Origin of the sequence: Streptomyces prunicolor (assembly GCF_045162825.1) — a bacterium.
GTDB lineage: Bacteria > Actinomycetota > Actinomycetes > Streptomycetales > Streptomycetaceae > Streptomyces > Streptomyces prunicolor.
The window spans coordinates 6,821,634-6,833,806 of record NZ_CP108676.1 but is presented as its reverse complement, the minus strand read 5'-3'; the positions used below and the strand labels follow the sequence as shown (position 1 = coordinate 6,833,806).

Below are 12,173 nucleotides of genomic sequence, written 5' to 3'. Positions count from 1 at the left end.
ACAAACCTCGCCCCGATCATCGCATGCGGCCTCCCCGTTCGGGTGACATCCCACCCAACTCCCGCCGCACCGCCCGTAGAAGCGCATAACGTGCGTCCGCCACACCACAGGGGAGGGATCGTGACGACGACCACGAAGGCGGAGCGGGCAGCGGACACCGAGGAGATAGCAGCGCCGCTCCAGAAGACTCCGCGCGGCCGGCACCGCCGCCCCCGCCCCCGCAAGGTCCTGCTCGCCGTCGGAGGGCTCGCCGTGGCCGCCGGGGTGCTGAGCCTCGTACGGCTGGCGCCCGAGTCGGGAGTCGGCGGGCTGGGCACGGCGGAGGCGGAACCCCGCCCGGACCCTGGCAGCGGTACCAGCGACGGCACCGACCGGCCCGCCAACGCCGCCGCGACCATCAGCGCCGACCCGACCGCGATCCCGACCGCGACCTCGGTGATGGGCGGCGTTACTCCGACCCCTACGACTACGACGACCTCCGGGGTCGTACCGACCCCCTACGCGACCGCGACACCCACGACCGCCGCGGACCCGACGACGATCCCCGACACAACCACGGCGGCCACCACGCCACCCGCACCTCAGGAACCGGCGCCCCACCCGTCATCGACCACGGCACCCACGCCCACCCCGAGCCGGACCGCCAACTCCCCGGCGCCCGCCCCGAGTCGACCGAGCCTGTGCGTGCCGATCATCGGCCTCTGCGTGGACGGACTCGCCAACCACTGAGCGAAGCAAGCGAGTTGGTGCTACGCCGGTGACGAGTCCCGGCGGGTGAGCAGCCAGGGTTCGACAACTCCCAGGCCGCGTACGGGGCGTTGCCACATCGGCTGGAGGGCGAAGCGGTAGGTCGGGGGCTCCTCGCCCTCCTTCTCGGCCTTCGCCGCGGCTTCCGCCGCCTCCGCCTCGGAGGCGGGGGCCTCGCCGCTGCGGATGAGTTCCTCGGCGAAGGCGCTGTCGACGAGGACCGCGTCGCGAGGAGCTATCGACGTGAGCCGGGAGGCGAGGTTGACCGTCGTACCGAAGACGTCGCCCATACGCGTCGTCACCGTGCCGAAGGCCATACCGACGCGGAGTTCGGGCATGGTCTCGTCGTTCGCCATGGTCTCGATCAGGAGCAGCGCGATCTCCGCGGCGACTCCGGCGTCGTCCGCGGAGTAGAGGACCTCGTCGCCCAGGGTCTTGATCAGGCGCCCACCGCGCGCGGCCACGAGGTCGGCGGCGGTGGTCTCGAAGGCCTCGACGAGTTCGCCGAGTTCCTCCTCCTCCATGCGGCGGGTGAGCCGGGTGAAACCCACCAGGTCGGCGAAGCCGACAGCCAGCCGCCGGTCGACCATCTCCTCGTCGTCACCGGCCTGGACGACCCGGCCCGCCGAGGCGGCGAGCTGGCGCCGCCAGACGTAGACGAGGAACTCCTCCAGCTCGGGCAGCAGCAGCTCGATGATCGGGTACGTCACCTCGGTGCGGGACATGCCCGGCTCCGGCGGCTCGGTCAGGCCCTCCAGGAACGAGTCCATCTGCCAGCCGGCCAGCCGCGCGGTGGTCTGCCCGGTGGAACGGGCCACCTGCACCGCCATCGCCTCGCTGAGCAGCCCCGCCTCGACGAGACCGGCCAGCCGCCGCAGCGCGAGGACGTCCGCCTCCGTGAACGCCTTGGCCTGGCCGACGTCGGCGAAGCCCATGGCCCGCCAGAAACGCGTGGCCAGCTCCATGGAGACGCCGGCGGTGCGGGCCGCCTGGAAGGGGGTGTAGCGGCGCTCCGCGCCGAGGATGAGGCCTTCGAGGCGCAGCGCGAGCGGGTCCTCGCCGGGCTCGGCAGCACCTTGGGGGTCCCCCCGGTCGAGCGGAGCCGAGACTGGGGGAGGGTCCACCCGGCCGTCCGCGTCCGCGCCGGAGCCCGTGTCGTCGACGGTCACGCCTGCTGCCCTTCCGATCTGCCACGGTCAGGTATCGACCGGGCCCAATGCTACGGCAGGTGTGGGCCAGCTCACTCCGTGAGTCACACGGGAAGAGTCGCCACAAGAGCGGTCGGGGTCACGCGGGGCGCAGGTGGACGATGTCGCCCGCCCCCACGGGCTCCTGCACGCCGTCCTCCGTGGCCAGGACGAGCCGCCCGTCGCCGTCGATCGCGACCGCCTCCCCGGTGATCGACCGGTCCCCGGGCAGTTCGGCCCGGACGACCCGGCCGAGCGTGGCGCAGCCGGCCGCGTAGGTCTCCTGGAGGCCGCTCGCCACCGGGTCCCCGCCCGCCGCACGCCACTTGTCGTACCAGTGCTCCAGGGACCGCAGCACCGCCCGCAGGAGCGGATCGCGGTCCGTGGCGACCGCCCCGGCCAGGGCCAGGGAGCCCGCCTGGGGCACGGGCAGCTCGTCCTCGCGCAGGCTGACGTTGATGCCGACGCCGACGATCACGGCGTCGTCGCCCGCGCGCTCGGCGAGGATGCCGCCGGCCTTGCGTTCTTCGCCGCCGACAGTCACCAGCAGGTCGTTGGGCCACTTGAGTGCCGTGTCCACGCCGGCCGACCGGGACAGGCCCGTCGCGACGGCGACCCCGGTGAGCAGCGGCAGCCAGCCCCAGCGGGCCACGGGAACATCCCTCGGCTCCAGGAGCACGGAGAAGAACAGGCCGGAGCGGGCCGGTGCGGTCCACTGCCGGTCGAGGCGCCCGCGCCCGGCGGTCTGCTCCTCGGCGACGAGCACCGCACCTTCTTCGGCGTTCCCCGCGAGTGCCAGGGCCATGAGGTCGGCATTGGTGGATCCGGTGCGCTGCACGACCTCGATGTCGCAGTAGAGGCCCCCGTGGCCGCCGTCCCGCACCAGGCCCTTGCGCAGTGCCGCGCCGTTGAGCGGCGGACGGTCTAGGTCGGACCAACGACTGCTGTTCGCGTCTGATGCATCTCGCGGCGTCATGCCAGCCACCCTAGGTGTGTGTCGTGCAAGCCACCCAAGGTGTGTTGTACGCCGCACTGCCGATCGGTAGGCCCGCCACTACTCTACGGATGAGTAACCCGTTCCCCTTTTGAGCAGGCAGGGAGCCGCAATCCCGATGTCCGAGCCGGAAGCGCCTCAAGAGATCGACATCCACACGACCGCCGGGAAGATCGCGGATCTTCAGCGCCGTATCCAGGAAGCGACGCACGCCGGCTCGGCACGTGCGGTCGAAAAGCAGCACGCCAAGGGCAAGTTGACGGCCCGTGAGCGGATCGACCTGCTCCTCGACGAGGACTCCTTCGTGGAGTTCGACGAGTTGACCCGGCACCGCTCCACGGACTTCGGCCTGGAGAAGAACCGCCCCTACGGCGACGGAGTCGTCTCCGGCTACGGCACGGTCGACGGCCGCCCCATCGCCGTGTTCTCCCAGGACTTCACGGTCTTCGGCGGCGCCCTGGGCGAGGTCTACGGCCAGAAGATCGTCAAGGTGATGGACTTCGCGCTGAAGACGGGCTGCCCGGTCATCGGCATCAACGACTCCGGCGGTGCCCGCATCCAGGAGGGCGTGGCCTCGCTCGGCGCGTACGGCGAGATCTTCCGCCGCAACACGCACGCGAGCGGTGTGATCCCGCAGATCAGCCTGGTCGTGGGCCCGTGCGCGGGCGGAGCGGTGTACTCCCCCGCGATCACCGACTTCACGGTGATGGTCGACCAGACCTCGCACATGTTCATCACCGGCCCGGACGTCATCAAGACGGTCACGGGTGAGGACGTCGGCTTCGAGGAGCTGGGCGGAGCCAGGACCCACAACTCGGTGTCGGGCGTGGCCCATCACATGGCGGGCGACGAGAAGGACGCGATCGAGTACGTCAAGCAGCTCCTCTCCTACCTCCCGTCCAACAACCTCAGCGAACCCCCGGCGTTCCCCGAGGAGGCGGACCTCACCGTCACGGACGAGGACCGCGAGCTGGACACCCTGGTCCCGGACAGCGCGAACCAGCCGTACGACATGCACACGGTGATCGAACACGTCCTGGACGACGCCGAGTTCTTCGAGACACAGGCCCTCTTCGCCCCGAACATCCTCACCGGCTTCGGCCGGGTGGAGGGCCGCCCGGTGGGCATCGTCGCCAACCAGCCCATGCAGTTCGCGGGTTGCCTGGACATCGACGCGTCCGAGAAGGCGGCGCGCTTCGTCCGCACCTGCGACGCGTTCAACGTCCCGGTCATCACCTTCGTGGACGTCCCCGGCTTCCTCCCGGGCGTCGACCAGGAGCACTACGGCATCATCCGCAGGGGCGCGAAGCTGATCTACGCGTACGCCGAGGCAACGGTCCCGCTCATCACGGTGATCACCCGCAAGGCCTTCGGCGGCGCCTACGACGTCATGGGCTCCAAGCACCTCGGCGCCGACCTCAACCTCGCCTGGCCGACCGCCCAGATCGCCGTCATGGGCGCCCAGGGCGCGGTCAACATCCTGCACCGCCGCACGATCGCGGAGGCGGAGGCGGCAGGCGACGTAGAGGCGACGAGGGCCCGCCTGATCCAGGAGTACGAGGACGCCCTCCTCAACCCCTACATCGCGGCCGAACGCGGCTACATCGACGCGGTGATCCTCCCCTCGGACACCCGCCGCCACGTCGTCCGGGGCCTGCGCCAACTCCGCACCAAGCGCGAGTCCTTGCCCCCGAAGAAGCACGGCAACATTCCCCTGTAGAGGCCTGTAGAGGAGCGCCCGCCATGAACATCAAAGTAGTACGGGGCAACCCGACCCCGGAGGAGCTGGCCGCCGCTTTGGCGGTAGTAAGGGCGCGAGCAGCAGCGGCAACATCAACCCCGCCCGGCCCTCCGAGGCAACGCGACGCCTGGTCCGACCCATCACGAATCGCGGGCGCGAGGCTCCCCGACCCGGGGCCCACTGCATGGACCCGCACTTTCTGGCCGGGCTAGGGGGACAGGTCTTTAGGGGCGCGGGGCTGTGTCGATTTGCGGCTCCGCCGCGTGGGCGCACAGAGGAACAATTCAGGGCACCAATTTGAGTACCCGTACTCAGGCGCCCACCCCACCCAAGCCGCACGCTGGTGCCATGCTGTGGTCCGACCCCGACAACGAGCCTCCCAAAGACCTCCGGGAGACGGAGGTCATGTTGCGGCGGCTAGGAATCCTCATGGCACTGGCGATGGTGCTGGCGATGATCGTGCTCGGGTTGTCCGTCTGAGCCGAGCGCAGCACACCGCACCCGCCGATACGCTGAACGCATGACAGATCAGCCGCGCCGCCGACTCGTGCTCGCCTCCCAGTCCCCCGCCCGGCTGGGCCTGCTGCGCCAGGCCGGGCTGGACCCCGAGGTGATCGTGAGCGGGGTCGACGAGGACGCCGTCAGCGCCCCCACCCCGGCCGAACTGGCCCGCGCCCTCGCCGAGGCCAAGGCCTCCGTCGTGGCCGCGAAGCCCGAGGTCAAGGGTGCGTTGGTGATCGGCTGCGACTCCGTGCTCGACCTGGACGGCGAGGCCCTCGGCAAGCCCGCCGACGCCGAGGAGGCCACCGCCCGCTGGAAGTCGATGCGCGGGCGGGCCGGGACGCTCCAGACCGGCCACTGCGTCTACGACACGACGAGCGGCCGGTACGTCTCGGCGACCGCGTCCACCGTCGTCCGCTTCGGCGAACCGACCGACGCCGAGGTCGCCGCGTACGTCGCCTCGGGCGAACCCCTTTACGTCGCCGGGGCGTTCACGCTCGACGGCCGTTCGGCACCGTTCATCGACGGCATCGACGGCGACCACGGCAACGTAATTGGCATCAGCCTGCCGCTCGTTCGCCGCCTGCTGGCCGAACTGGGCGTCGGCATCACGGAGTTGTGGGCGCCCTCGGAGAGCTGAGTCAGCCGAGACACCTGAGACAGCCAAGACACCTGAGGCAGCTGATCAGGACGGACTGGGGGCGGCCGGCGGGAGGGCAGGCGCCGGGTCCCTGCCGGGCGGTGGCTCGGGGCTCTCCTCGGACGGCCCCTGCTGACGGTCGTACGTCATCAGGAGCAGGACGACGAGTGCGAGTACCACCACCATGAACACGAAGGCGCCCGGGCCCACCAGGCCCCACGCGAACGCGCCCAGCAGGCCGTGCACGACGGCCACGCTGATGAGCAGGATGCGGCCGAGGCCGGCCGGGGCGCGGTCGCGCAGGGCGACGAGCAGGGCGACCACTCCGCACAGGGCGAAGTAGAGGCCGAAGACGATTCCGCCGGCCTTCGAGGAGATGGACATCGCGTCCGGGTCGAGGCCGGCCAGGGACATGTCCTGGCGGTCGACGACGATCCCGAGGAACCAGTTCAACGCGGCCACTCCGAGCGCCTCCACGAAGAGGACGAGCGCCAAGATCCATGCCACCGGCCTGCGTATCACCGGCCCCCACCCACTTTCGACTACCGCTCGATCAGGAGCCTTGTTACCCCAAGTACGTTCGAGACAACCCGAACGCTACTAACGGGTAAACCGCAGGACAAGGGTTGTGATGGGGGCAAAGAATCATTGGGCCATTCGTAGGGACTCCACAAAGAAACGGCGTGGCGCGCGGCACGCTCTCACAGAGACCTTGCCCACACCGGGGAGCTAGGGTTTCCACGAGGAGTCCTGCGTACCGAGGTGCGACAAGGGATTTCGCGGGTCGAGCGGACCCCGCATCACGCTCCGTGTGGGCAAGCTCACCACTGGGGACGGGTCGATGCGTCGTGTCGGCAGTCCCTAAACTCGGCTTGTTTCAAGGAGGGAGCCTCAATCGTGCGCAAGGTGCTCATCGCCAATCGTGGCGAAATCGCTGTCCGCGTAGCCCGGGCCTGCCGGGACGCCGGGATCGCGAGCGTGGCCGTATACGCCGACCCGGACCGGGACGCTCTGCATGTCCGCGCCGCGGATGAGGCGTTCGCCCTGGGCGGTGACACACCGGCGAGCAGCTACCTGGACATCGGCAAGGTCCTGGGCGCGGCCCGCGAGTCCGGTGCCGACGCCATCCACCCCGGCTACGGATTCCTGTCGGAGAACGCCGAGTTCGCCCAGGCCGTGCTCGACGCGGACCTGATCTGGATCGGCCCGCCGCCGCAGGCGATCCGGGACCTCGGTGACAAGGTCGCCGCCCGGCACATCGCCCAGCGCGCCGGTGCCCCGCTGGTGGCCGGCACGCCGGACCCGGTGTCGGGCTCGGACGAGGTCGTCGCGTTCGCCGAGCAGCACGGGCTGCCCATCGCGATCAAGGCCGCCTTCGGTGGCGGCGGCCGCGGTCTGAAGGTGGCCCGCACGCTCGAAGAGGTTCCCGAGCTGTACGACTCCGCGGTGCGCGAGGCGGTCGCCGCTTTCGGTCGCGGCGAGTGCTTCGTCGAGCGCTACCTGGACAAGCCGCGGCACGTGGAGACCCAATGCCTGGCCGACTCCCACGGCAACGTGGTCGTCGTGTCGACGCGTGACTGCTCGCTCCAGCGCCGGCACCAGAAGCTGGTCGAGGAGGCGCCCGCGCCGTTCCTCTCCGAGGCCCAGGTCGCCGAGCTGTACTCCTCTTCGAAGGCCATCCTCAAGGAGGCCGGCTATGTCGGCGCCGGGACCGTCGAGTTCCTCGTCGGCCAGGACGGCACGATCTCCTTCCTTGAGGTCAACACCCGCCTCCAGGTGGAGCACCCGGTCACCGAGGAGGTCGCCGGCATCGACCTCGTCCGCGAGATGTTCCGCATCGCCGACGGCGAGGAACTCGGCTACGGCGACCCCGAACTGCGCGGTCACTCCTTCGAGTTCCGCATCAACGGCGAGGACCCGGGCCGCGGCTTCCTGCCCGCGCCCGGCACCGTCACCACGTTCGCGGCGCCGTCCGGTCCGGGTGTGCGCCTGGACGCCGGTGTCGAGTCGGGCTCGGTCATCGGCCCGGCGTGGGACTCGCTGCTCGCCAAGCTGATCGTCACCGGCGCGACCCGCGAGCAGGCGCTCCAGCGGGCCGCCCGTGCGCTGGACGAGTTCCAGGTCGAGGGCATGGCGACCGCGATCCCCTTCCACCGCGCGGTGGTGAGGGACCCGGCGTTCGCCCCCGAACTCACCGGCTCCGCCGAGCCGTTCACGGTCCACACCCGCTGGATCGAGACCGAGTTCGTCAACGAGATCAAGCCCTTCGCGGCCCCCACGGACGCCGAGGCGGACGAGGACGCGGACCGCGAGACGATCGTCGTCGAGGTCGGCGGCAAGCGCCTGGAGGTCTCCCTCCCGGTCTCGCTCGGCATGTCCCTGGCCCGCACCGGCCTCGCGGCGGGCGCCAAGCCGAAGCGCCGCGCGGCCAAGAAGTCCGGCCCGGTCGCCTCCGGCGACACCCTCGCCTCGCCGATGCAGGGCACGATCGTCAAGGTCGCGGTCGAGGAGGGCCAGGAGGTCAAGGAGGGCGACCTCATCGTCGTGCTCGAAGCCATGAAGATGGAACAGCCCCTGAACGCGCACAAGTCCGGCACGATCAAGGGACTTGGCGCGGAGGTCGGCGCGTCCCTCACCTCCGGCGCCGCGATCTGCGAGATCAAGGACTGATCCGGCGGTACGTCCAGAGGTGCCCGGCCGACAGGAACAGCCTGTCCGCCGGGCACCTCTGTAATGTGACGGGACAGTGCCTAGGAGGGCAGGTGGGACCCATGGCCGACACAGCCAGGCCGCCGGCGGGGCTGCGTGCCGACGCCCGCCGCAATTATGAACGGCTGCTGACCGAGGCCCGGGTGTGCTTCGCCGCGCACGGTACGGACGCGTCCCTGGAGGACGTGGCGCGGCGTGCGGGTGTCGGTATCGGCACGCTGTATCGCCACTTCCCGAATCGACAGGCCCTGATGAGCGCGGTGTTCGAGGACGCGGTGGGTGAACTCCTCGCGCGTTCCCGGGAGTTGCGGGACGCGCCGCAGCCGTGTGTGGCTCTCGTGAGCTGGCTGCGGGAGATGGTGACGCACGCGAGCGAGTACCGGGGGCTGGCGCGGGCCTTGATGGCGGTGACGTACGACGACACGTCGGCGCTGGCCAGGTGCAGTGGCCCTATCCGGGAAGCGGGGGGTGCGTTGCTGTTCCGGGCGCAGGAGGCGGGCGATGTGCGTGGTGATGTGGAGATCGGCGACCTTCTCCAGCTGACCCACGCGATCGCCCTCGCGGCTGAGGGCAACCCTGGGGATCCTGAACTGGCGGACAGGTTGCTGACGTTGACGTTGCGGGGACTGAAGCCGTAGGGCAGGTTCGGTTTTCGGGTGCGGGCCGGTGGGGGCTGGTCGCGCAGTTCCCCGCGCCCCTAAAGACATGGGCCGGCCCGGGTTTTTAAGGGGCGCAGTTCCCCGCGCCCCTTAAATGCAGGTCGGCTGAGACGGGGCCGTCTTTTAGGGGCGCGGGGCTGTATCGATATGCGGCTCCGCCGCGTGGGCGCGACCAGCCACGACGGCGCCGCACCCGAAAACCGGACCCGCCACCGACGCGATCAACGCCTCCGCAGATCGGCCACCCTCGCCGCACGCTCCCGCTCAGGAGACTCCCCGCCGAGGACACCCGCTGCCCTCAACCCCGGTGCGCCGCCCGGCACTTGACCCCGTCGCGGCGCCGGAAGGGGTACGTCCCGGCGGCGTTGTTCCCGCGTCGAGGGCTGTTCACCCCCCTGGCTTCCCGAACCGCCGGCCACGGCGATCTGCACCCCCTGGTCGGCCAGCGCCTGCAACTCCGTTGCCGCGCGGTCGTCGTGGCCCGGGGGCTCGTCGGTGACGAGGCGGGTGATGACGTCCGTGGGCACGGTCTGGAACATGGTGTCCGTACCGAGCTTGGTGTGGTCGGCCAGGACGACGACCTCGGCGGCCGCCTGGACGAGAGCCCGGTCGACGGACGCCGACAGCATGTTGGACGTGGAGAGACCGCGTTCGGCGGTGAGGCCGCTCCCGGAGAGGAAGGCCCGGGAGACGCGCAGGCCCTGGAGGGACTGTTCGGCCCCGCTGCCCACCAGCGCGTAGTTGGAACCGCGCAGGGTGCCCCCGGTCATCACGACCTCCACGCGGTTGGCATGGGCCAACGCCTGGGCCACCAGAAGGGAGTTGGTGACCACGGTCAGACCGGGCACCCGGGCGAGCCGACGGGCCAGCTCCTGGGTGGTGGTACCCGCCCCCACCACGATCGCTTCGCCCTCTTCGACGAAGCTCGCGGCGAGATCGGCGATGGCCGTCTTCTCGGCGGTCGCGAGATGCGATTTCTGCGGAAAGCCGGATTCTCGCGTGAACCCGCCCGGCAATACCGCACCGCCATGTCGGCGGTCGAGGAGTCCTTCTGCCTCCAGTGCGCGCACGTCCCGCCGTACGGTCACTTCGGAGGTCTGGACGACGCGGGCGAGCTCACGGAGCGATACGGCCCCATTCGCTCGCACCATTTCGAGGATCAATTGGCGACGTTCTGCAGCGAACACGAAACTGACAGTAACCCCAACGACCGTCTGCTTTCAGGTGTTTGCGCCGAATAACGGAAGTTGTTCGTACAGCAGGACCGGAAGTGGTATAGGGCCTAGTCTCGCCGCCTATGCCGCCCGAATGGTCGACAACTCCCCGTGACCAGCGGGGAGTCCGTTTCGGCTCAGACTTCGCCCGTCGCCTTCCGCGTGTGCAGCTGCCGGGCCACCTCGGCGATCGAGCCCGAAAGAGACGGGTAGACGGTGAAGGCGTTCGCGATCTGTTCGACCGTCAGGTTGTTGTCGACGGCGATCGAGATGGGGTGGATCAGTTCCGATGCACGCGGCGCCACGACCACACCGCCGACGATGATGCCGGTACCCGGGCGGCAGAAGATCTTGACGAAGCCGTCCCGGATGCCCTGCATCTTCGCGCGCGGGTTGCGGAGGAGGGGGAGCTTGACGACGCGGGCGTCGATCTTGCCGCCGTCGACGTCGGCCTGGGAGTAACCGACCGTGGCGATCTCCGGGTCGGTGAAGACGTTCGACGACACCGTCTTCAGGTTGAGCGGGGCCACCGCGTCGCCCAGGAAGTGGTACATGGCGATACGTCCCTGCATCGCGGCCACCGAGGCGAGCGCGAAGATCCCGGTCACGTCACCGGCGGCGTACACGCCCGGAGCGGTCGTACGCGAGACCTTGTCGGTCCAGATGTGACCCGAGTCGCGCAGCCTGACGCCCGCGTCCTCCAGGCCCATGCCCGCGGAGTTCGGGATGGCGCCGACCGCCATGAGGCAGTGCGAGCCGGTGATGACCCGGCCGTCGGCGAGGGTGACCTCGACCTTGTCGCCGACGCGCTTGGCGGACTGGGCGCGGGAGCGGGCCATGACGTTCATGCCGCGGCGCCGGAAGACGTCTTCGAGTACGGCGGCGGCGTCCGGGTCCTCACCGGGGAGGACCCGGTCGCGGGACGACACGAGGGTGACCTTGGAGCCGAGGGCCTGGTAGGCGCCGGCGAACTCGGCACCGGTGACACCGGAGCCGACCACGATCAGCTCTTCGGGGAGTTCGGTGAGGTCGTAGACCTGGGTCCAGTTCAGGATGCGCTCGCCGTCCGGGCGGGCGTCGTCCAGCTCGCGGGGGTGACCGCCGGTCGCGATGAGGACGGCGTCGGCGACGAGGGTCTCCTCGGTGCCGTCGGCCGCCTTGACGATGACCTTGCGGGAACCGTCGATGGCCTGCATGCCGTCGAGCCGGCCCCGGCCGCGCATGACACGGGCGCCGGCCCGGGTCACGGACGCGGTGATGTCGTGCGACTGGGCGAGCGCGAGGCGCTTCACACGCCGGTTGACCTTGCCGAGGTCCACACCCACAACCCTGGCGGCCTGCTCCAGAGGTGGGGTGTCGTCGGCGACGATGATGCCGAGTTCCTCGTACGACGAGTCGAAGGTGGTCATCACCTCGGCCGTCGCGATAAGGGTCTTCGACGGGACGCAGTCGGTCAGCACCGACGCCCCGCCCAGACCGTCGCAGTCGACGACGGTCACCTCCGCGCCGAGCTGCGCTGCCACCAGCGCCGCTTCATAGCCGCCGGGTCCGCCACCGATGATCACGATCCGAGTCACGTACCCCATTGTCCCGCACGCTTCAAGGTGCTTCCGCCCGGGGGCGACGGGAGGTGCGGTCGCCGGGGCCGCGGAGGGCCTTTTCGGCAGTCGGCTCGGGTACCGGTGAGTACGGAAGTCCGGGGGGCTCGGGTAGCGGTGGTGGCGGAAGTCCGGTCGGCTCGGGTACCGGTGGTTACGGGAGTGGCGGGTGGTTCCGCTGCC

The 12,173-nt window shown here is 70.2% G+C and carries 12 protein-coding genes; 7 read left to right on the top strand and 5 right to left on the bottom strand.

What is annotated here, in order from left to right; genetic code table 11:
* Nucleotides 1-120: 120 nt before the first annotated feature.
* Nucleotides 121-729 carry a hypothetical protein gene (locus tag OG588_RS31535; protein ID WP_405950216.1) on the top strand — a complete coding sequence of 203 codons (609 nt, stop codon included), beginning with the start codon at nt 121-123 and terminating at the stop codon, nt 727-729.
* A gap of 20 nt (nt 730-749) precedes the next feature.
* On the opposite strand, the gene OG588_RS31530 is transcribed toward OG588_RS31535, so the two are convergent.
* Entirely contained in the window at nt 750-1,916 is a 1,167-nt protein-coding gene (locus OG588_RS31530) for an adenylate/guanylate cyclase domain-containing protein (protein ID WP_405950215.1), read from the bottom strand.
* Nucleotides 1,917-2,034: 118 nt separating this feature from the next.
* Nucleotides 2,035-2,910: a biotin--[acetyl-CoA-carboxylase] ligase gene (locus tag OG588_RS31525; protein ID WP_405950214.1), complete on the bottom strand. Its 876-nt coding sequence runs from the start codon at nt 2,908-2,910 to the stop codon at nt 2,035-2,037.
* A gap of 136 nt (nt 2,911-3,046) precedes the next feature.
* On the opposite strand from OG588_RS31525, the gene OG588_RS31520 reads away from it, so the two are divergent.
* The 4 genes from OG588_RS31520 (at nt 3,047) to OG588_RS31505 (ending at nt 5,810) form a co-directional block, all read left to right on the top strand.
* Nucleotides 3,047-4,648, top strand: a complete 1,602-nt coding sequence (locus OG588_RS31520; RefSeq protein ID WP_405950213.1) for an acyl-CoA carboxylase subunit beta — start codon at nt 3,047-3,049, stop codon at nt 4,646-4,648.
* Nucleotides 4,649-4,671: 23 nt separating this feature from the next.
* Nucleotides 4,672-4,881, top strand: coding sequence for an acyl-CoA carboxylase subunit epsilon (locus OG588_RS31515; RefSeq protein WP_405950212.1), 210 nt, complete (start codon nt 4,672-4,674; stop codon nt 4,879-4,881).
* Nucleotides 4,882-5,017: 136 nt separating this feature from the next.
* Complete coding sequence (mmpB, locus tag OG588_RS31510; protein WP_405950211.1) at nt 5,018-5,149, top strand: morphogenic membrane protein MmpB; 132 nt, start codon at nt 5,018-5,020, stop codon at nt 5,147-5,149.
* A gap of 40 nt (nt 5,150-5,189) precedes the next feature.
* The gene (locus tag OG588_RS31505; RefSeq protein WP_405950210.1) at nt 5,190-5,810 is read left to right on the top strand and encodes a Maf family protein; all 621 of its coding nucleotides are present in this window, start codon (nt 5,190-5,192) and stop codon (nt 5,808-5,810) included.
* A gap of 45 nt (nt 5,811-5,855) precedes the next feature.
* On the opposite strand, the gene OG588_RS31500 is transcribed toward OG588_RS31505, so the two are convergent.
* The gene (locus OG588_RS31500; protein ID WP_405950209.1) at nt 5,856-6,317 is read right to left on the bottom strand and encodes a hypothetical protein; all 462 of its coding nucleotides are present in this window, start codon (nt 6,315-6,317) and stop codon (nt 5,856-5,858) included.
* 390 nt (nt 6,318-6,707) lie between these two features.
* Here OG588_RS31500 and OG588_RS31495 point away from each other — a divergent pair, with 390 nt between their 5' ends.
* Nucleotides 6,708-8,480, top strand: a complete 1,773-nt coding sequence (locus OG588_RS31495) for an acetyl/propionyl/methylcrotonyl-CoA carboxylase subunit alpha (RefSeq protein WP_405950208.1) — start codon at nt 6,708-6,710, stop codon at nt 8,478-8,480.
* Between the two features lie 101 nt (nt 8,481-8,581).
* A complete protein-coding gene (locus OG588_RS31490; protein WP_405950207.1) occupies nt 8,582-9,157 on the top strand; it encodes a TetR/AcrR family transcriptional regulator in 576 nt (191 codons plus the stop codon).
* A gap of 242 nt (nt 9,158-9,399) precedes the next feature.
* Here OG588_RS31490 and OG588_RS31485 read toward each other — a convergent pair whose 3' ends face one another.
* Together OG588_RS31485 and OG588_RS31480 are read right to left on the bottom strand one after the other, a co-directional pair.
* Nucleotides 9,400-10,365, bottom strand: a complete 966-nt coding sequence (locus OG588_RS31485) for a DeoR/GlpR family DNA-binding transcription regulator (RefSeq protein ID WP_078622815.1) — start codon at nt 10,363-10,365, stop codon at nt 9,400-9,402.
* A gap of 164 nt (nt 10,366-10,529) precedes the next feature.
* Nucleotides 10,530-11,978, bottom strand: coding sequence for an NAD(P)H-quinone dehydrogenase (locus OG588_RS31480; RefSeq protein ID WP_019055783.1), 1,449 nt, complete (start codon nt 11,976-11,978; stop codon nt 10,530-10,532).
* Nucleotides 11,979-12,173 lie beyond the last annotated feature (195 nt).